Raw genomic sequence first — 19148 nt, 5'->3', positions numbered from 1 at the left:
TCGACCCGACCCTGAGCTACGGCCTGCCGCGCAACCTGCTCGCCGGCAAGAAGGGCCTCAACACCGGCTTTGCCACCGTGCAATGCACGATGTCGGCGCTCGTCATGGAGAACCGCACGCTCGCGACGCCGGGCTCGGTCGATTCGATTCCCGGCAAGTCCAACGCCGAGGACCACGTCTCGAATTCGACCTGGTGCGCGCGCAAGGCTCGCACCGTCGTCGGGAACGTCGAGACGATCGTCGCGGGCGAGATCCTGATGGCCTGCCAGGCTTTGTCGCTCGTCGCCGACGTGGCGAAGGACCACCCGCTCGGCTCGGGCACGCAGGCCGCGCTCGACGCGGTGCGCCGCGTGATCGCGCCGGCCTTGTCCGGCGACCGCTGGTACCAGACCGAGATGGAAGCCGCCCTGGCGCTGGTGCGCTCGGGGGCGGTCGTCGCGGCGGTGGAGGCGGCGGTGGGGGAGTTGGAGTGAGGGGGTTCGGGTTTATCAAGCGGCGCGCGCGCCGCGGGCCTTTTCCTGACAACCTGGGCGCACCCGGCGGCAGTCGGCGCCTCGGTCTGCGCACCGAAGCTCCGGTGGTCGGTGGAGAGGCGGGCGCAGCCGATTTTATGGACCATCGCGCATGTGGAGGTCATGGAACGTCGTTGATCTGGTGATGCGTCAGCTTCGGCTTGCTGCCGGGCTTCTTCACAGGCCATGCTTGGCCCAGATGGCGCGCACCTCTTCATCCGTTGCATACGCGCCGCGCGCTTCCTTGGCATCGGCGGTATCCTGCTCCGCCTCTTCTTCCGGCGTGAGCTGATAGACAGGTTCACCGTCGCCGACGAAGGCCAGCACCAAGCGCGCCACTTCGGCCTGCAAGGCGGCGGCGTGCGCGCCATCGCTTTTTCGAGAAGGTCTGTCATAGGCCCATTCTGCAAAGGGAGCCTGCACCGAGAAAAGAACTCTTTTTCAAGGGCCTGCCCGCCGTGCACATTCCCTGCATCACACACGTGTCGGCATTGTGTTTACATGTGGTATTATAAATGCATGTCTGAAATTTCCACCGCCGAGACAAACATTCACCTGCGTGCCCGCATGCTGGACAGGCAGTTGATCGACCGTGCGGCAGAAATGGTCGGAACAAACCGCTCGCAATTCATGATGTCATCGGCGCTGAAAGAAGAGAAGAAAGTCCTACTCGATCAATCGACAATCTATGCCGACGCCAAAACGTTCCAGAAAGTCATGGACTGGATGGATACCGCGCCGACACCTTCGGAAGCTGAGGGCATGAAGCGCATCCTGCAAGCCAAAGCGCCGTGGCAATTTGACTAGCGACCCGTTGCCCAGTGCCGCGCCTGTCCTGCTTACGCAGGCGCACGACGGATCGATGTTCGACTCCGGTGAGCCTGTCCTTGACGACTGGCTTCGGCTACGGGCCTGGCCCAATCTTCAGAGTGCGGCCAGCCGCACCTATGTCGTTTGCCCGTCAGGCTCGCTCAGGGTGGTCGGCTATTTCGCCTTGAGCATGGGTCAAATCTTGGCCCAGGAAGCGTCGGGCTCCATGCGGCGCAACATGCCGAAGCACACCCGGCGGTCACGTTGGGACGGCTGGCGATCGACCGTGCTTGGCAGGGTAAGGGACTTGGCCGCGCACTGCTCGCCGATGCGATGGAACGCTCGCTGCGGGCATCGAGTGAGGTTTCAGCCCGCCTGATCGTCGTTCATGCGATCTCACCGGCGGCCGAAGCCTTCTATCTGCGACATGGCTTCACGCGCCTGCCTGTCGAGACACCCACGCTTGCCCTCGATTTCGTCAAGATGGAACGGCTTCGCGGTGCTCGGTAGCCGCAACTTATGCAAAAGTCCTGATTTCCGCACAAATCCGCCCATCCTACCCGCTCCGTCCCGCCAAAAACCCCCGCACCGCCCCGAGCAGCACCCGTGCCCCGGCCTCGATGTCGGGCAGGCTGGCGAACTCGGCCGGGTTGTGGCTGATGCCGCCGCGGCAGCGCACGAACACCATGGCGATGGGCGCGATGGCCGCCACCGCCATGCCGTCGTGGCCGGCCCCGCTGGGCAACGCCAGCACGGGAAAGCCCTCCGCCGCGATCGCCGCGCCGACCAGGGCGGTCAGGGCGGGATCGCAGGGCACGGCCTCGGCCTCGTGCAGGAGGGCGAGGCCGAAGGCCAGCCGCCGCCGCACGGCGATCCGGCGGCAGGCCGCCTCGATGTCGGCGAGCGCCGCGCGGCGCTGCCCGTCGTCGGGCGCGCGGAGATCCAGGCTGAAGCGGGCCCGGCCCGGGATGGTGTTGACGGCGCCGGGCCACGCCTGGATGCGCCCGACCGTGCCGACGAGGTGCTCCGCCTGAAGTTCCTGGCCCGCACAGCGCGCCTCGATCGCCAGCACGCATTCGGCGGCGCCCGCCAGCGCGTCGCGGCGCTCGGTCATCGCCACGGTGCCGGCGTGGCCCGCCTCGCCGGTGAGCGTGAGCTCCAGCCGGCTCGCCCCGCTGATCGCGGTGACGAGGCCGACCGGCACCCCCGCGCGCTCCAGCATCGGCCCCTGCTCGATGTGCAACTCGACGTAGCCGAGGATCGTCTGAGGCGTCCGCGCGGCGGTCCGGACCGCGCCGGGATCGAGGCCGTAGGCCCGCATCGCGGCGGCGAGCGTCGTGCCGGCGGCGTCCAGCGTGCGCAGCGCCGCCGGGTCGAGATGGCCGGAGAACGCCCGGCTGCCGGTGAGCGTGGCGGAGAACCGCACGCCCTCCTCGTCGGCGAAGCCCACCACTTCGAGGGCGACGGGCGGCGGCCCCTCGCGCAGCAGCGCCGCGACGCACGCGATCCCGGCGATCACGCCGAGCGGCCCGTCGTAGCGGCCGGCGTCGCGCACGGTGTCGAGGTGCGAGCCGATCACCAGCGCCGGCCCGCCGGGCACCCTGCCCTCGACCCGCCCGATCAGGTTGCCGACGGCGTCGCGGCGTACGGCCATCCCGGCCTCGCGCATCCAGCCCGCCACCAGCGCCTCGGCGCGGGCCTGCTCGGGGGTGAGGTAGAGCCGGGTGATCGCGCCGGGCTCGGCGCTGATCCGCGCCAGCGCGTCGAGCCGCTCCTGGATGCGGGGGGCGAACGCCTGTTTGGTGACGTCCTCCACGCTCACGCCCGCGGCGCGTTGGCGAGCGTCAGCACCGTCTGGAGCAGCACGTCGGCGCCGGCCGCGCAATCGGCGCGCGTCGCCGATTCCGCTTCGTTGTGGCTGACGCCGTCCTTGCACGGCACGAAGATCATCGCGGTCGGCACCTTGCCCGCGAGGTTGCAGGCGTCGTGGCCCGCCCCCGAGACCATGCGGCGGCGGCCGAGGCCCAGCCCTTCCGCGGCCGCATCGATCGCGGCGATCACGCCGGCGTCGAACGGCACCGGCTCCTTGCGCCAGATGCGGACGAGGTCGATGGCGAGCTTGCGCCGTCCCGCGATCTCCGGGAGCGCCGCGCGCAGCTCCGCCTCGATCGCGTCGAGTACCGTGGATGTCGGGTCGCGCACGTCCAGCGTGAAGCGCACGAGCCCCGGCACGACGTTGCGGGACGGCGCGCCGATCGCCGCCTCGCCGACGGTCGCGACCGCGGTGGGCGCGTGCGCGAGCGCGATGCGCTCGACGGCCAGCGCGATCTCGGACAAGCCCAGCAGCGCGTCGCGGCGGCGCGGCATCGGCGTCGAGCCGGCATGGCTCTCGAAGCCGGTGATCGTGCCGTCGAACCACGCGATGCCCTGGCCGCCCTCGACCACGCCGATGGTCTTCCCCTCGGCCTCGAGGATCGGCCCCTGCTCGATGTGCAGCTCGACGAAGGCGCCGATATCTTGCGCGCCGACCGCGTCGGGCCCGCGGTAGCCGATCGCATCGAGCGCCGCGCCGACGCTGATGCCGGCCGCGTCGGTCTTGGCGAGGATCTCGTCGGTGGTGAAATCGCCGGCATAGGCCGCCGACGCCATCATCGCCGGGGCGAAGCGCGAGCCCTCCTCGTTGGTCCAGTTGACCAGCAGCAAGGGCGCCTCGGTCTCGATGCCGGCCTCGTTCAGGCTGCGCATCGCCTCGAGTCCCGCAAGCACGCCGAGGACGCCGTCGAAGCGCCCGCCGGTCGGCTGGGTGTCGAGGTGCGAGCCGAAGGCGACCGGCGCGCGCGCCGGGTCGCGTCCCGGCCGCAGGGCGTACTGGGTGCCGAGCGCGTCGACCCGCACCGCCAGCCCCGCCGCCGTGCAGGCGTCGCGGAACCAGTCGCGCACCTGGCCGTCCTCGGGCGACAGGGTGAGGCGGTTGAGGCCGCCGGCCGGCGTCGCGCCGAACGCGGCCGTCTCGAGGATCGTCGACCACAGCCGCGCGCCGTCGATGCGCAGGTTGTGGGTCTTCGCCGCCGGGTGGGTCTTCTCGGTGGAAAGGGTCTCGGCCGTGCCGGCCATCGCGGCCTCCGCTCTTCTGGGTTTCGTGTCGGGGTCGGCGGCGCGCGGATCGGACGGGCCGGCGGCCGGCAAGGATCGTGCCCGTCAGGGCGCCGGGCGGCGCACCGGCGAGGCGCCGAGCAGCGCGTCGCGGTCGAGCTTGAGCGCGGCCGCGATCTCGTCGAGCGCCACCGCCTCGATGCCGCTGATGCCGTCGTGGTCGGCGACGTCGGCCGCGATCAGGAACACGTTCTCGCGCTGCTCCTTCGGCCGGTCGGCGAGGGCTGCGGCGTGGCGCAGGTTCTCCGCACGCCCGGCGCGCGTGCGCGCCCGGGCGATGCCCTCGTAGAGCTCCGCCTCCAGCATCAGGGTGTCGTAGCCCTTCCCCAGGATCGGGTCGGCCTTGAGTCCGGCGAGCGCCGCCTCGAACTCGGCCCCGGCGACCTCGCCGTCGGCCACGATCACGTTGGCGGCGGCCGAGACGGCGGCCAGCATCAGGGCCTTGTCGCCGGCATAGGCCGTCACCGTCTGCGTCAGCCGGCCGAAGAGGTCTTTCAGGATGGTCTTCTTCAGGATGGCCATGGGAGCCCGAGGGGTGAGGTCGCCGACGACCGGGGAGATAGCAGAATCGAGGCGGCACGTGTCGAGCCAAGCGAAGGCCCGGCCTCGGACGGGCGCGCCGAGCTTGCATCCCCGAATCTGCATCTCCGAATCCGCATCCCGAAGGGATCGGGCCTCATCGCTGCTTCGCCGCGGTCTCGGCGGCGAGCGCGTCGATCACCGCGCGCACGGCCTCGCGCTCCGACGATCCGGCCGCACGCGCCGCCGCGTAGGTCGCGACCTGCCGGTCGGCGCTGGTGCCGTCCTTCGCGATGGTGCGGGCCCGCTCGCAGACGGCGCGGCAGCCGAGCGCCTCGGCATCCTCGGCGATCCGCGCGAGCAGGCCCTCGACGACCTCGGCCAGCGGCACCGCGCGCTCCTGCGCCGCGTCGATCAGCGCGGCCTTCGTCCCGTCGCGCTCGGCCCGCCACAGGTTCTCCATGGTGAAGCCGCGCGCGGCGCCGGTGAGGCCGGCCTGCACCGTCGGGTCGCGGTCGAGCAGGCGCACGAGGCAGCGGAACAGGGCGGCGATGCACAGCCCGTCCTCGACCCGCGTGCAACTGTCGGCGATGCGCAGTTCCAGCGTCGGGTACTTCAGCGAGGCGCGCAGGTGCCACCACAGGAAGCTCGCATCCGTGATCGCCCCGGAGGCGGCCATCACCCGGACGTAGCGGTCGTAGTCGGCGGCGTCGGTGAACAGCTCCGGCAGGCCGGTGCGCGGCAACTCGGCGTAGGCCCGCAGCCGGTAGCCGGCGAGCCCGGTCCGGTGCCCTTCCCAGAACGGCGACGAGACCGAGAGCGCGAGCAGCACCGGCAGGAACGGCATCAGCCGGTTCTGCAGGTCGATGCGCGCGTCGGGCCGCGGCACCTCGACGTGGACGTGCAGCCCGCACACCACCGAGCGCCGGCCGACGATGCGCAGGTCGTCGATGATCCCGCGGTAACGCTCGGCCGGGGTCGTCGCCTGGCGCCGCCACGCCGCGGTCGGATGCGTGCCGGCGGCAAAGACCAGCATCCCGTGCTCACGCCCGATCGCTGCGAGATCCGCCCGCATCGCCCGCAGGCGCGCCTCCGTGTCCGGAAAGCTGTCGGAGGGCGGCGTGGAGGTCTCGACCTGGCTCTGCAGCATCTCCCGCTCGGCGGACTCCATCCGCGCCTGCACGGCGGCGTGGAACGCCTTCACCCGCCGGCCCGGCGTCCCGCGGGTCTGCGCGTCGGCGAGGAAGAACTCCTCCTCGATCCCGAACCTGTAGGCGTGAGCCATGCCGCCTCCTCTGCCTCCCGCCGACCTCGCGTGGAACGCCCGCGCGCCGGGGTCCAAGCAGGTTCAGCGCCAGAACGGCTTCACGTCGGTCAGCGCACCGTGGGCCTCGGCCGCCTTGGCGAGCAGGGCGTCGGCCTGCGCCTCGGAATCGGCGGCGGCGAGGCCGGCGGCGAACAGGGCCGGGCCGTCGAGGGCGTCGGACCCGGCACCGTCGGCGAGCCCGGCCATCACCGCATGCGCCGTGGCGAGGTCGTTCAGGCTCCCGAGGTGGTCCTGGAGGTCGGAGAGCGCCGCCCCGAACGCCTTGTGGCGCCGCCGCGCCTTCCGGCCGGGATAGAGGCCCGCGAAGAACTCGGCGCCGTAGCGCAGCTTCTTGCCGGCGATGCGCACGTGGTGGCGCGCCTCCGGGTCGAGCCGGTCGATGCGGCGGCCGCGCTTGGCGATTCTGCGGCGCAGGCGCTCCAGCACCGCGGTGGCGACGTCGCGGGCGGGCGCGTCGCGGAGCTTCGATGCCCCCTCGCGCCAGGGCCCGGTCTCGATCCAGGCGGCGAGGTCGAGGAGCAGGCCGCGCCATTCGGGCGCTTCGAGGACCGCCCCGACCGCGTCGTGCGCGCGGTCGCGCCCGGCCTCCAGGCGCGCGCGCAACGCCGGCAGCCCCGGCTCGTCGGGGCGTCGCGCGAGCTCCGCCGGCAGGGTCGTCTCGAGGAAGACGTCGAGGTTGCGCGCCCGGCCGAACGGCTCGGTGGCGCGCCTGATCTCGTCACTGAGCGCGCCGGCGCGGGCATCCACCGCCAGCATCGGCTTGAACAGCGAGAAGGCGGTGCGCAGCCGCCGCAGCGCGACGCGCATCTGGTGCAGCGCCTCCGGATCGCGGGTGGCGCGCCATACGTCCTCGTTGAGGCGCAGGTGCCGCAGGCAGGCGAGCGCGATCAGGCGGAAGGCCTCGCCGCCGGTCGCCGCCTCCGGCAGCGCCACCGCGCCGGCCTTGCTCGGGTGGAGGCCCCAGCCGTCCCGGAGCGCGAAGCCGCGCGCGCTCTTCGAGAGCACGCCGAGCCGCAGCGGCACCGTCTCGGCGAGCGCCTGGGCGAGGGCGAACAGGTCGGCCGCGGAGCCGGATTCGAGCTCCAGCTCCAGTTCGCAGAGCGGCGCGTCGCCGCCCTCGGTCTCGACCCGGCCCTCGTCGAGCGTCGCCGCGATCCGCGATTCCCCCTGCGTCACCGGGCGCACCGAGCGCATCACCACGGTGCGGAACTGCGCCACGAGCGCGGGCGCACCGGCCTCCGCGAGCAGGTCCGCCACCGGCGTGCCGGCCAACGCCTCCGGCTCGGGCGCCTCGCCCGCGACCGCGCGCTCCCACTCCGCCCGGTCGAACAGCCCGGCCGCGCCCGCGCCCGCCTTGACCGTCTGGACGAAGCCGTCGCCCGTGCGCCGCACCCGCAAGGTGAGGCCGGCGCCGCGCAGGGTGCCGTCGGCGGTGTCGAAATAGGTCGCGGTGAGCAGCTTCGGCTCCGGTGCCGGCCCCTGGAGCAGCGGGTGGGCACCGAGCGCCGCGAGGTCGGGGCCGGTGCAGTCCAGCTTCAGCTCGATTTCCCGCGGCGTGCCCATGAAACTCCGTCCGTCCAGTGTCGGGCCGCGGCACGGCCCCCTTCGAGAACGATCCGGACCCGCTTCCGATCCGCCCGCCGCCCTTTAGCATGGCTCCCGCATGCCGGCGCGGTGTCCCTCGAACCTCGCCCGTCCCTCCGACGGCGCCTCGTGCAAGAGCCTGTTGCGCGCACTGGACCCGACTCGCTCTCAGCCCCGCCCGCCCGCCCGGCCGGGCTCTCGGCTCGACGCGGAGCCGGCGGTCGCGTCGCGGATCGGGATGCGCGCCGATTCCGTTTTCCGGGAACGGCGGTTTTTTCGGAGCGTCTCGCGAAACGTCCCCCGCCCGCGAGCCTGCGCGCCGGAAGCCTCACGGTGCTCGCCGCCGGGTGAACCGGCGGCCACCGCCTCGCGCGACCTGATCGCCGCCGGCGACGTGGCGCAAGGCGGCGCGCTCTACCGCCGGGCGGCGTTCCCGACCCGGCCCGCAACCGGGTGCGGCGCCGTGACGGCGGCGGTGGAGGAGGCTTGCGCGAAGCTCCGCGCGGCCTTTCCCGACGCCGCGAACCCGGAATTCGGCTTCCTCGCCCGCGCGGCCGGCGCGGCGCCGGGGATCTTGCGAACGTTCCCGATCCCCCTGCTGGAGCACCGCGACGCCACCGGCTTCACCCGCCGGGCGGGCGACCGCCGGGTGATTGTCGGCTGACGAGGGGCCGCCCTTCAGGCGGAGGCGCCGCAGGCGTTCCTCCTGTCGCGTCGGCGCCGTCTCAGCTCGCCATCGGCAGAGGCTCGGCCGTCGCCCGCCCGTCGGCCCGCGCCACGATCGCCTCGGCGAGGTGGGCGGTGTCCCGGGCGATGCCGGAGAAGCGGCCCGAGCCCCAGGTCCAGAGCCAGGGCAGGCCGACGACGTAGAGGCCCGGCAGCGCGGTGACCCCGCGCCGGTGTGCCGGCAGGCCGCGATCGTCGAGGATGTCGGCCGCCACGAACGAGAAGTCGGCGCGGAAGCCCGTCGCCCAGATCACGCTGCGGATGCCGGCCACAGTCAGGTCGAGCGCCGGCTCCGCGGGGCCGGGCTGCCAGAGCGGCCGGTAATGCGCCTCCTCCGGCGCCGCGATGCCGTGCTCGGCGATGTGCCGGTCGATCGCCCCCTGGATGCCGGTATGGACCGCGTCCGCCCCGTCGAGGTTCCTGGCGAGGTCGTCGGCGAAGGTGAGGTGCTCGCCGTCGATCCCGGTCAGCCGCCCGTGCAGGCGCATGCCCTCGAGGGCGAAGCGGCGCAGGTCGATGTCGCGGCCGCCGTCGCGCCCGGTGAGGTAGTGGTTGGCCTTGCGCCGCACATCGTCCTTCAGCGCGTGCCGATCGACGGAGAGATCGTACTGGCCCATGTCGGCGAGCCAGTCGACGGCGTCGCGTCCGCGGTAGAAGCGCGGGCAGCGCGGCGCCGAGCCGGTGACGAGATGCACCTGCCGGCCGGCCAGATGCAGATCCTCCGCGATCTGGCAGCCCGATTGGCCGGTGCCGACCACGAGCACCGCGCCGTCCGGCATCTGCGCGGCGTTGCGGTAGGCGCTGGAATGGATCTGCTGCACGGCCCCGGGCAGTGCCGCGGCCATCGCGGGGATCGCCGGCACGTGGTAGCCGCTGATCGCCAGCACCACCGCGTCGGCGGTGTACGTCCCCTCGCCCGTCATCACGACGAAGCCGCCCCCGTGGCGCGGGCGGACCGCCTCGACGGCCACGCCCTCGCGCAACGGCGCCGCGATGTGGCGGGCATAGGCCTCGATGTAGCCGACGATCGCGTCGCGCGACATGAAGCCGTGCGGCTCGGGGCCGTCGTAGGGGAAGTCCGGCAACTGGCACTGCCAGTTCGGCGTGACGAGGCAGAAGCTGTCCCATCGCTGCGTACGCCACGTATGCGCCACGCGGTTCTTCTCGAACACCACGTGGCCCACCGCCCTGTTCGTGAGCTGCCGGCTCATGGCAAGGCCGGCCTGCCCGCCGCCGACGACGATCACCGGCCAGTGGCCGTCCTGCTGGGTGCTCGGGCTCATCGTGCTTGTTCCTTGTTCGACGACGCGTGAGACGCGCGTGGCGGCGCGCATGAAGGACTCATTCCTCGAAGGCTTCGACGTGGACGGTGCCCGGCGCCTGGCGGCGGGCGCCCGCCTCGATCCGGGCGAGCTGGGCGAGCGCCCGGCCGCAGGGGAAGCCGTAACGCTGGCGCACCCGCTCGCTCGCGATCCCGAGCGCGGTGCGGCTCAGGGCGACGAAGTCGGCGAGCGGGTAGTCCCGCCCGACCGCGAGGTGCTCCTTGACCACCAGCGAGGGCGAGTAGCAGGCCTCGCGCGCCCCGTCGGGCCAGCGGATGTGGAAGCGCATCTCAGGCATGGTGTGCGAGCTCCGGGCGCGCACGCGCGCAGGCGGCGTAGGCCGGCAGGTGCCGCTCGGCGCAGAGCCGCCAGGGATGGCGTTCGACGACGCCCCGCCCGGCCGGGATCAGGCGCGCCCGCACGTCCGGGTCGAGGGACGCCGCCATCGCGCGGGCGATCGCGGCCGGATCGCCGGGATCGACCAACAGCGCGTCGCCGGCCCCGAGATACTCGGTGAAGGGCGGCCGGTCGGCGGTGATCACCGGCGTGCCGCAGGCCATCGCCTCCAGCACGCACAGGCCGAAGCCTTCCTTGAGCGAGGGAAACACCAGCGCGTCGGCGCGGCGGTAGAGCGCCGGCATCGTCGCCTGCGGCACGGGCCCCGTGGGGATCACCGCCTGCCCGATGCTCATGCCGAGCCCCGCCCGCTCCAGGGCGTCGCGGCAGCGGGCGCGGTAGCCGGCATGGTCGAGGAGCGAGGCGCCGCCGGCGACGACGAGCTGCGCCTGGGGGTGGTCAGCGCGGAAGGCGGCGAACGCCGCGAGGATGCCGAGCGTGTTCTTGCGTTCCTCGAACCCGCCGACCGCGAGCAGCACCGGCCCGGCCCCGAGGCCGAAGCTCTTCGCGGTCCGCGCGTCGTCCGGGTCCGGTTCGGGGGAATAGGCTTGCGTATCCACCCCGTTGCCGACGACCGCGGAGGCCGCGCCGTAGTCGCGCGCCAGCACGTCCTGCCAGCCCGCGCTGACGCAGAGCAGGCGCTGCGCGTCCAGGATCGCCCGGTCCTGCCACCGCGCCAGCAGCGGATCGCTGAACGCGTCGATGTGGTGGACGGTGCGGACGAAGCCGGGGATCAGGCGGCGGCGGCCGAGCGTCGCCAGGGCGTTGCCGCTGAGGCCGCACTGGCCGTGGAACACGTCGAAGTCGCAGGCCGCCGGCGTCGCGAAGTGGCGCAGGTAGTCGTCGATGCGGGCGCGCACGAGATCGACGGTCGTCCCGGCCACCGCCTTGGCCGCCACCGCGACGACGGGGCAGCGCGCGTTACGGAAGAAGCCGAGGCCGGTCGGGTCGGGGGCGTGCACGCTCGCCTCGTGGCCGAGCGCGCACAGCGCCTCGCCCAGCGCCAGCGCATGGACCACGCCGCCGCGCGGGTTGGTCGAATGCGCCAGGATCGCGATGCGCAGGCGCCCGCCCATCGGTTCAGCCCTCCCCGGAGGCGACGACGTCGCCCTCGCCGGCCGCCCGGCCGCAGCCGATCAGCGGCCCGGCGCGAAAGTCCCAGACCACGGCCTCCTCGGAGCCTTGCGCGACCCGCGCGACGCGGCTCGCGTCGAGGCGGCCGATGGCGGCCGCCGCGATCCCGCGCGCGGTGAAGCGTTCGATCACGGCGGGCGCGTCGGCGGGCGCGGCGGCCACGAGGTAGCCGAAGCTCGGGAAGGCGGTGAGCCAGCGCTCCAACCCGACGCCGTCGGGGATCGGCAGGCGGTCGAGGTCGATCCGGCCGCCGACGTTCGAGCATTCCATCAGCATCAGCGCGGTGCCGACGATCCCGGCCATGCTGATGTCCTTGGCCGCCCGCGCGAGGCCGTCGCCGGCGATCCCCGCCAGGATCGCGATGTCGCCGCGCAGGCGCTGCGGCGGCGCGGCGGTGGCCGCGTCCCAGTACGGGTGCGGCTCGCGAAAACGCCCGCGCAGGTCGATGCCCGCGACCAGCACGTCGCCGGGCGCGGCGTCGAAGCTCGTCAGCAGGCGGTGCCCCGCGCGGCCGAGGATGGCCACGGCGAGGTGCTCGGCCGCGTTGCGGGTGTTGGTGTGGCCGCCGACCACCGGCACGCCGTAGGCCTCGGCCCCCGCCCTCAGCCCCGCGAGCACCGGGTCGGCATGCTCCTGGTCGCGGCTCCACAGGGCGTCGACCACGGCGATCGGCGTGCCGCCCATCGCCGCGATGTCGCCGACGTTGACCATCACGCCGCAGAAGCCGGCGAAGTACGGGTCGGCGGCGACGAACCCGTCGAGGAAGCCCTCGATCGCCAGCAACAGGTGGCCGTCGCCGTCGGGGATCGCGGCGCAATCGTCGCCCGCCGGCACCGTGGCGGCCCGCGACCCGAGGCCGAGCCGGCCGATCACCGCGTCGATGTCGCGCTTGTGCGCCAGCCCGCGGTTCTCGCGAATGCCGCGCGCGAGCGCGTCGAGGCGGGGGCCGATGGTCGTCACGCGGCCATCGCAGGCCGGTTGCGCGCGAGCGTCACGAGGCCGTGCTCGGGATCGTGCATCGGCGGGTAGAACGCCAGATCCGCCCGCATCAGGTGGTGGGGCCGGCCGTGCAGCTCGGTCTCGCCGAGGCTGTCCCAGTGCAGGGCGTGGAACATCGCCGCGTTGCCGCTCTGGACGTGGGCCAGGAAGCGCGTGCAGCCCCGCGCATGGGCCGAGGACACCGCGACCCGGATCAGCCCGGCGCCGAGCGCGCCGACCCGGCGATGCCCGCGCGCGACGGCGAGCCGCGAGCCCCACCATTCGCCGGGCCGGTCCGGCGTCTCGTGGATGCGCACGGTGCCGACCACCGCGTCCGGGTCGCCGCCGAGCGTCGAGAGCGCGCAGATCGGGATGGCGTGGGCGTCGAGCGCGTCCGCGTCGCTGCCCGCGAAGATGCCCTGCTCGGCGCAGAACACGTCGCGGCGGAGCGCGGCCGAGGCGCGCCGCTCCCACGCGGCGGTCGCGAACTTCACCCGGAACAGGCTCGACTGGTACGGGGCGACCGGCTCGAACATCTCAGGCCGTCCGCTCGTAGGCGGAGAGCGCCGAGCAGGCGCCGCAGCGCCCGCAGCCGGCCTTGATGTCGGCCGAGCGCAGCCCCGCCTGCGCCAGCATCGCCGCGAGCGGCTCCAGGATCGCGTGCATGAACGCGGGCGACGGCGGCGGGTGGCTCTCCAGCGGCGTGCCCGAGATCGGCACGAACGGCACCACGAACGGGTAGACGCCCAGGCCGACGAGCCGCTCGGCCATCGCGAGGATCGCTTCCGGCGCGTCGCCGAGCCCGGCCAGGATGTAGGTCGAGACCTGCCCGCGCCCGAACACCGGGACGGCGGCCGCGAAGGCGTCGAAGTAGCGCCCGAGCGGCACGCTCGCCTTGCCCGGCATGATGGCCTCGCGGATCGCGGGCGTGACGGCCTCCAGGTGCATGCCCAGCGCGTCGATGCCCGACGCCTTCATCCGCGAAAACCAGCGGTCGTCGTCGGGCGGCTCGCATTGCGCCTGGATCGGAAGGTCGATCGCCGCCTTCACCGCGAACGCGCTCTCGCACAGCACCGCCGCGCCGCGGTCGGTGGCGTTCGGCGTGCCGGTGGTCATCACCATGTGCTTGACGCCGTCGAGCAGCACCGCGGCCCGCGCCACCTCGGCCAGTTGCTGCGGGCTCTTGTGCGCGACGGTGCGGCCGGCGGCCAGCGACTGGCCGATCGCGCAGAATTGGCAGGTCTTGGTGCGGCTGGCGTAGCGGATGCAGGTCTGGAGCACGGTGGTGGCGAGCACGTCGCGCCCGTGCAGCACCGCGATCTTGGAATAGGGCACCCCATCGAAGGTCTGGAGCGCGTAGAAGCGCGGCTTGTCCGGGAACGTCACCCGCCCGATCACCGCGCCGTCGTGCTCGATCAGGCTGAAGCCGTCCGGCCCCGGCCGCCGCACCAGGAACGGCGAGTCGAAGGCGGCGGCGGTGTGGACCGGCACCATCACGGTGCGGCCGGAGATCGTCATCGCCTTGTGGTCCGACGGCCCCGCGCCGCCGCGCCGGCTCTGGACGCCGGGGCGGGTGTCAGCCAGCCGGACTCCGTAGGATTGCAGGGCGTTGATCAGGCGCTCGGTCGGCAGGCCCGGCGCCGTCGGCGCCTGGGAGAGCGGCGGCGGGGCGGGGGCGGTCGAGCCGGTCAGCAGCGGGCTGTCGCTCATGGGTCTGGCTCCGGGGCTCGGGAACGCGGGTGAGGACGGGCATCGCGGGCCGCGCGTCGTGGTTGAGGCTGAGCAGTTCGGGCCGGGCGTAGTGCCCGACCGAGTCCATCATCCGCTTGCGCTTGGTCACGAGCGCGAGATCCATGTCGGCGATCAGGATGCCTTCGCCTTCGCGGATCGGCTCGGCGAGCAGCCGGCCCTCCGGCGAGACGATCGCGGTGCAGCAGCCGCCGCGCAGCGCGCCCCTGAGCTTCTCGTCGGGGCAGGCCTTGGCGACCTGCGCCTCGGTGAGCCAGCCGGTGGCGTTGACGACGAAGCAGGCCGCCTCCAGGGCGTGGTGGCGGATCGTCACCTCCATTTGGTCGGCAAAGATCTGGCCCACGAGCGAACCGGGGAACTGGGCCGCGTGGATCTCCTCGTGCTGCGCCATCAGCGCGTAGCGGGCGAGCGGGTTGTAGTGCTCCCAGCAGGCGAGCGCGCCGACGCGGCCGACGGCGGTGTCCACCACCGCGAGCCCGGCGCCGTCGCCCTGCCCCCAGATCATGCGCTCGTGGTAGGTCGGCGTGATCTTGCGGCGCTTGAGCTTCAGGCTCCCGTCGGCGTCGAAGATCAGTTGCGCGTTGTAGAGCGTGCCGTGGTCGCGCTCGTTCACGCCGAGCACGATCACCGCGCCGAAGCGCCGCGCCGCGGCCGACACCGCGTCGGTGACGGGGCCGGGCACGACGACCGCGTGCTCGTAGAGGCGCAGATGCTCCGCCCCCTGCATCATGGGCGGGGCAATGAACGAGAAGTACGGGTAGTACGGCACGAAGGTCTCGGGGAACACGATGAAGCGCGCGCCCCTGCCCGCGGCGTCGGCGACCGCGTTCAGCACCCGCTCCAGGGTGTTTCCGGGCTCGTCCAGGTCCGGCGCGATCTGGATTGCGGCGGCGCGGACGATGCGGGGTTCGGCCATGGTCTTCGTCCCTCGGAACCGACGTCGCGCGGCGACCGCTCGGGGGCCGCCGCCGCGCCGCCTCAAACCGTCCAGGTGTCGATGACCACCGCGTTGTCGCGCTTGTGCAGCAGCACGAGGTCGAGGACGTCCGTCGGCGCGATCGGGCGGATGCCCTCGATCAGCGAGGGCTCGCCGTGGCCGTAGAGCGCCTGGAGCGCGAAGCGGCAGGCATAGACCTTGCCGCCCTCGGCGATGAACTTGGCGAGCTGGTTGTTCATGTTGAGATGGCCGGGGAACGCCTCGTCGCCCAGCGTCGGGAAGCCGCGCTGGATGCCGAGCGTCACGCCGGGGCCGTAGAGCAGCACCGAGGTCTCGAAGCCCTTGCGCTGGAGCCGCGTGGCCTGGAGCAGGTTCACGAAGCCGATCGAGCCCTCGAACGCCACGGTGTGGAACGTCACCAGCGCCTTCTGCCCCGGCTCGGCCTTCACGTCCTCGAACACCTTCTCCTCGTAATCGACGAAGTAATCGCCCTTCTTGTGCTTCTCGGCGCTGACGGCGGGCATCGGTGGCACTCCCTGTTCTTCGTAAGCGAGCCGCCGCGGACGGGTTCACGGCGGCGGGCACGGGGAGCGATGGCAAGCCCCGTGCCAGGGCGCGGCCCCGCCGGCGTGCAGGCAATCGCGCGCCCGCGGATGCGGTCAAAGATACGGTCATTGACTGCGGGGAGGCGGCGGGCGATTGCTGTGCGCTTCCGCCGAACAACGAGGCACATGCTGCCGGAATGGGCGCCGTTATTGACGGCACCGCGCACGAGTACTTGAATGGATTGACCGTATCCGGCGTGGGAGACGGAGCGGCGCGGGCGTCGGCACGGCGATTGCTCCCCGGTCAATCGTCGATTGACTGCATCGTGACCGGTCGAGGCTGAGCATGGGTCGGGCTTCCGCGAGATCGACGCCGTCCGGCGCGGGCTGGACGCCCGACCTGCGCCGCTTCGGCAAGCCGCATTATCTCGCCATCGTCGAGGCGATCGCCGAGGACGTGCGCACCGGCCGTCTCGCGGCCCGCGAGCGGCTGCCGCCGCAGCGGGTGCTGGCGGCACGGCTCGACCTGAACTTCACCACGGTGGCCCGCGGCTACGTCGCGGCGCAGGCGCGCGGCCTCGTCGAGTCGCGGGTCGGCCAGGGCACCTTCGTCTGCGATCCGGCGCGCCCGGCCCGAAGCGCGGGCGCGGGCGCCCCGCGCCGCCACGGCGCGATCGACTTCTCCATGAACCTGCCGCCCGAGCCCGACGACCCGCGGCTGCTGGCGCGGATGCAGGCCGGCGTCGCCGCGATCGCCGAGGACCTGCCGAACCTGCTGCGCTACCAGGGCTTCGGCGGCACCGGCGCCGACAAGGAGGCCGGCGGCCTGTGGCTCGCGCGGCGCGGGGTGGTCGCCGGCCACGACCGGCTGCTGCTCTGCCCCGGCGCCCACAGCGCGCTCGACGCGATCCTCGGCGCGGTGGCGCAGGGCGGCGACGTGCTCTGCACCGAGGCGCTGACCTATGCCGGCATCCGCGCGCTCGCGGCCCACCGGTCCTTGCGCCTCGTCGGCCTGCCGATGGACGACGAGGGCCTGGAGCCCGACGCCTTCGCCGCCGCCTGCACGAAGCTCGCGCCCAAGGCGCTGTATCTCAACCCGACGCTGCAGAATCCCACGACGAAGACCATCCGCCGGGCCCGGCGCGAGGCGATCATCGCGGTGGCGCGCCGCTACGGCGTGGCGATCGTCGAGGACGACGCCTACGGCTTCGTCTGCCCGAACCCGCCCCCGAGCTTCCAGCAGCTCGCGCCCGAGATCACCTACTACGTCGCGGGCCTCGCCAAGTGCCTCGGCGCCGGCCTGCGGCTGGCCTACCTCGTCGCGCCGAGCGCACGCGCGGCGCTGCCGCCCGCCTCGATCCTGCGGGCGGCCACCGTGATGGCCTCGCCGATCACCACCGCGCTCGCCACCCGCTGGATCGCCGACGGCACCGGCGAGGCGCTGCTCGGCTTCATCCGCGCCGAATCGCGGGCGCGCCAAGCCGTCGCCGCCCGCCTACTGCCGCCGGCCCTGGTGCGCGCCGATCCGAACGGCTTCCATCTCTGGCTGAGCCTGCCCGAGGGCTGGACGCGCTCGGCCTTCGCCAGCCAGGGCCGCTCGGCCGGCCTCGGCGTCGTCGCGAGCGACGCCTTCTGCACCGCGGGCCCGGCGCCCGAGGCCGTGCGGATCTGCCTCGGCGGGCTCGCCGCGCGCGCCGAGGTCGGCCAGGCGCTGGAGGTGCTCGCCCACGCGCTCGGCCGTTCGCCGACGCTGGCCTCGGCCTACATCTGACCGCCCCGCGCGCCGGTGCGGCGTCGCGTGCCGGAACCCCCGCGCCGCGCGCGCCATTCCGCCGGCATCCCCGCCGCGCGACGCGGCACGATCTAAACGGAACGGACATCATGCGGCACGCTCGGCTCGGACCCGCCTCGGTCGGCCTCCTCTTCCTCGCGACCGTCCCCGGACACGCCCAGGGCAAGCCCCTGCCCGCGCCCGCGAGCGCGGTGGTGCCGCCGGTCGAGCTGACGATCACCCTGGAGGGCGGCAAGCCGGTCTGTGCGCCGGCGGAGCTGCGCCTGCCCGCCGAGACCGACATCGCCCTGCACGTGGTCAGCCAAGCCGACACGCCGGTGACGATCACCGCGCCGGGCCAGTTCGAGAACGCCCACGTCCTCCACGCCGACGGCGACCTCGTCCACGTGGCGAGCGAGAAGGGCTATCTGGTGAAGCGGAACGGCCAGGGCACCCTGCGCCTGCGGACGCTGGCGGCCGGCGACCACAGCTTCGCCTGCACCAGCACCGGCAACCAGAGCGCGCCGTTCGTCGGGAAGCTGGTCCTGGTCCCGCCGGCCGGCTGAGGGGCGGGACCCGGGGGCGCGGTGGCGCCAAGCCCCGCGCGGCCGCCCCGCGTTCCCGTCCCCGACATGCAGCCTTGATTTTGCGTTACGAATTCAATCGAAGTTCAACGGGTTCTGGAGACGCGACCTTTCGACTCCGCGCGTAGGGTCGTATCGGTATCCGGGCCGCAGGACCGAACGCTTCGATGGTGACCGTGCAGAAACCCGCATCCGTCGTCCGCGTGCCGCAGCCCCTGCGGACGTTCGTCCGGACCGCCGCCCTCCTGACCGGGCTGTTCGTCCTGCCGAGCGCGGTGCTGGCCTATGCCGACCTCCTCCCGCGCGCGCTCGATTTCGGCATCCTCGACGCCAGGGCGGAGATCGACCTGCCGCACGTCGCCCGGCAGATCGCCATCGGCGCGCCGCTGCGGATCGTGGCCTTCGGCTCGTCCTCGACCGAGGGCGTCGGCGCCAGCACCCCGGCCAACACCTATCCCGCCCGCCTCCAGGCGGATCTGAGCGCCGTCCTGCCGCGGGTCGCCGGCGGCGTCACGGTGCTGAACCGCGGCATCGGCGGCGAGCATGTCGACGACATGCTGCGCCGCCTCGAACGGGACGTGATCGCGGCCGAGCCGCAACTGGTGATCTGGCAGACCGGCAGCAACGACCCGCTGCGCGGCGTCTCCATCGAGCACTTCCGCGAGGCGACGCGCGGTGCCGTGCGCCGGATGCAGGAGGCGGGCATCGACGTGGTGCTGATGGAGCCGCAATGGTGCCCCAAGCTCGAAGCGACGCCGGGTGCCGGCCGCTTCCGCGACGCGGTGCGCGAGATCGGCGCCGAACTCGACGTGCTGGTGATCCGCCGCGCCGAGTTGATGCATGGCTGGATTCGAGACGGGACGCTCACCCACAACCAGCTCTTCTCCGCCGACGGGCTCCACATGGCCGATCGCGGCTACGCGCTGCTCGCGAAGGCCGCCGCCGCCGCGATCATCGAGGATGCCGGCCCGGTCCACGTCGCCGAGGCGGTCGCCGAGTAGCCGTCCTTCGCGGGCGGCAGGGCGCAGCAATTCGCGGCATGCACGCGCGTGTGCGGCGCGTTCGCGTCGGGCGCCGAAACCGGCTGACACACCGCGTCCG

Annotated in this window: 19 protein-coding genes and 2 pseudogenes; 7 read left to right on the top strand and 14 right to left on the bottom strand. The window is 73.1% G+C overall.

From position 1 onward, the window contains the following. Nucleotides 1–473, top strand: a 473-nt coding sequence (locus ACFE86_RS13810) for an aromatic amino acid lyase (RefSeq protein ID WP_375455901.1), incomplete at its 5' end; no start/stop codon positions are given. A gap of 216 nt (nt 474–689) precedes the next feature. Here ACFE86_RS13810 and ACFE86_RS13805 read toward each other — a convergent pair. Next, nucleotides 690–907 (bottom strand): annotated as a pseudogene (locus tag ACFE86_RS13805) (hypothetical protein). Nucleotides 908–1031: 124 nt separating this feature from the next. On the opposite strand from ACFE86_RS13805, the gene ACFE86_RS13800 reads away from it, so the two are divergent. Both ACFE86_RS13800 and ACFE86_RS13795 read left to right on the top strand, forming a co-directional pair. After that, the gene (locus ACFE86_RS13800) at nt 1032–1319 is read left to right on the top strand and encodes a DUF1778 domain-containing protein (protein WP_375455900.1); all 288 of its coding nucleotides are present in this window, start codon (nt 1032–1034) and stop codon (nt 1317–1319) included. 55 nt (nt 1320–1374) lie between these two features. Further along, nucleotides 1375–1832 (top strand): annotated as a pseudogene (locus tag ACFE86_RS13795) (GNAT family N-acetyltransferase). Between the two features lie 46 nt (nt 1833–1878). On the opposite strand, the gene ACFE86_RS13790 reads toward ACFE86_RS13795, so the two are convergent. The 5 genes from ACFE86_RS13790 to ACFE86_RS13770 form a co-directional block, all read right to left on the bottom strand. Then, nucleotides 1879–3144, bottom strand: coding sequence for an allantoate amidohydrolase (locus ACFE86_RS13790; RefSeq protein ID WP_375455899.1), 1266 nt, complete (start codon nt 3142–3144; stop codon nt 1879–1881). Next, complete coding sequence (locus ACFE86_RS13785; protein ID WP_375455898.1) at nt 3141–4436, bottom strand: Zn-dependent hydrolase; 1296 nt, start codon at nt 4434–4436, stop codon at nt 3141–3143. Before ACFE86_RS13785 ends, ACFE86_RS13790 begins: the two co-directional genes overlap by 4 nt. A gap of 84 nt (nt 4437–4520) precedes the next feature. Continuing rightward, a complete protein-coding gene (locus ACFE86_RS13780) occupies nt 4521–4997 on the bottom strand; it encodes a tellurite resistance TerB family protein (RefSeq protein WP_375455897.1) in 477 nt (158 codons plus the stop codon). A 154-nt stretch (nt 4998–5151) separates the two neighbouring features. Next, entirely contained in the window at nt 5152–6279 is a 1128-nt protein-coding gene (locus tag ACFE86_RS13775) for a carboxylate-amine ligase (RefSeq protein WP_375455896.1), read from the bottom strand. Between the two features lie 63 nt (nt 6280–6342). Beyond that, nucleotides 6343–7884, bottom strand: coding sequence for a CHAD domain-containing protein (locus ACFE86_RS13770; protein ID WP_375455895.1), 1542 nt, complete (start codon nt 7882–7884; stop codon nt 6343–6345). Between the two features lie 415 nt (nt 7885–8299). Here ACFE86_RS13770 and ACFE86_RS13765 point away from each other — a divergent pair, with 415 nt between their 5' ends. Further along, on the top strand, nt 8300–8569 hold the full coding sequence (locus tag ACFE86_RS13765) for a SelB C-terminal domain-containing protein (RefSeq protein WP_375455894.1): 270 nt from the start codon (nt 8300–8302) through the stop codon (nt 8567–8569). 61 nt (nt 8570–8630) lie between these two features. On the opposite strand, the gene ACFE86_RS13760 is transcribed toward ACFE86_RS13765, so the two are convergent. From ACFE86_RS13760 to ACFE86_RS13725, 8 genes are all read right to left on the bottom strand, one after another. Next, a complete protein-coding gene (locus ACFE86_RS13760) occupies nt 8631–9914 on the bottom strand; it encodes an MSMEG_0569 family flavin-dependent oxidoreductase (protein ID WP_375455893.1) in 1284 nt (427 codons plus the stop codon). Between the two features lie 58 nt (nt 9915–9972). Then, entirely contained in the window at nt 9973–10251 is a 279-nt protein-coding gene (locus ACFE86_RS13755) for an MSMEG_0570 family nitrogen starvation response protein (RefSeq protein WP_375455892.1), read from the bottom strand. Next, nucleotides 10244–11425: an MSMEG_0565 family glycosyltransferase gene (locus tag ACFE86_RS13750; RefSeq protein ID WP_375455891.1), complete on the bottom strand. Its 1182-nt coding sequence runs from the start codon at nt 11423–11425 to the stop codon at nt 10244–10246. The genes ACFE86_RS13755 and ACFE86_RS13750 overlap by 8 nt, the downstream gene beginning before the upstream one ends. A 4-nt stretch (nt 11426–11429) precedes the next feature. Continuing rightward, nucleotides 11430–12443: a sll0787 family AIR synthase-like protein gene (locus ACFE86_RS13745; protein ID WP_375455890.1), complete on the bottom strand. Its 1014-nt coding sequence runs from the start codon at nt 12441–12443 to the stop codon at nt 11430–11432. Further along, nucleotides 12440–12997 carry an MSMEG_0567/Sll0786 family nitrogen starvation N-acetyltransferase gene (locus ACFE86_RS13740; protein WP_375455889.1) on the bottom strand — a complete coding sequence of 186 codons (558 nt, stop codon included), beginning with the start codon at nt 12995–12997 and terminating at the stop codon, nt 12440–12442. The genes ACFE86_RS13745 and ACFE86_RS13740 overlap by 4 nt, the downstream gene beginning before the upstream one ends. Nucleotide 12998: 1 nt before the next feature. Continuing rightward, the gene (locus tag ACFE86_RS13735; protein ID WP_375455902.1) at nt 12999–14093 is read right to left on the bottom strand and encodes an MSMEG_0568 family radical SAM protein; all 1095 of its coding nucleotides are present in this window, start codon (nt 14091–14093) and stop codon (nt 12999–13001) included. Then, nucleotides 14038–15126: a Nit6803 family nitrilase gene (locus ACFE86_RS13730; protein WP_375455888.1), complete on the bottom strand. Its 1089-nt coding sequence runs from the start codon at nt 15124–15126 to the stop codon at nt 14038–14040. Before ACFE86_RS13730 ends, ACFE86_RS13735 begins: the two co-directional genes overlap by 56 nt. Before the next feature lie 62 nt (nt 15127–15188). After that, nucleotides 15189–15671 carry an MSMEG_0572/Sll0783 family nitrogen starvation response protein gene (locus ACFE86_RS13725; protein WP_375455887.1) on the bottom strand — a complete coding sequence of 161 codons (483 nt, stop codon included), beginning with the start codon at nt 15669–15671 and terminating at the stop codon, nt 15189–15191. Nucleotides 15672–16038: 367 nt separating this feature from the next. Here ACFE86_RS13725 and ACFE86_RS13720 point away from each other — a divergent pair, with 367 nt between their 5' ends. From ACFE86_RS13720 to ACFE86_RS13710, 3 genes are all read left to right on the top strand, one after another. Then, nucleotides 16039–17463, top strand: coding sequence for a PLP-dependent aminotransferase family protein (locus ACFE86_RS13720; protein ID WP_375455886.1), 1425 nt, complete (start codon nt 16039–16041; stop codon nt 17461–17463). Between the two features lie 110 nt (nt 17464–17573). Further along, nucleotides 17574–18029, top strand: coding sequence for an anaerobic typically selenocysteine-containing protein (locus ACFE86_RS13715; RefSeq protein WP_375455885.1), 456 nt, complete (start codon nt 17574–17576; stop codon nt 18027–18029). A gap of 185 nt (nt 18030–18214) precedes the next feature. After that, the gene (locus tag ACFE86_RS13710; RefSeq protein ID WP_375455884.1) at nt 18215–19048 is read left to right on the top strand and encodes an SGNH/GDSL hydrolase family protein; all 834 of its coding nucleotides are present in this window, start codon (nt 18215–18217) and stop codon (nt 19046–19048) included. The last annotated feature ends 100 nt before the right edge of the window (nt 19049–19148 follow it).

It is taken from the genome of uncultured Methylobacterium sp. (assembly GCF_964244095.1).
Taxonomy (GTDB): domain Bacteria; phylum Pseudomonadota; class Alphaproteobacteria; order Rhizobiales; family Beijerinckiaceae; genus Methylobacterium.
Note: the sequence above shows the minus strand (reverse complement) of the source record. Positions and strands in the feature narration are given on the sequence as shown.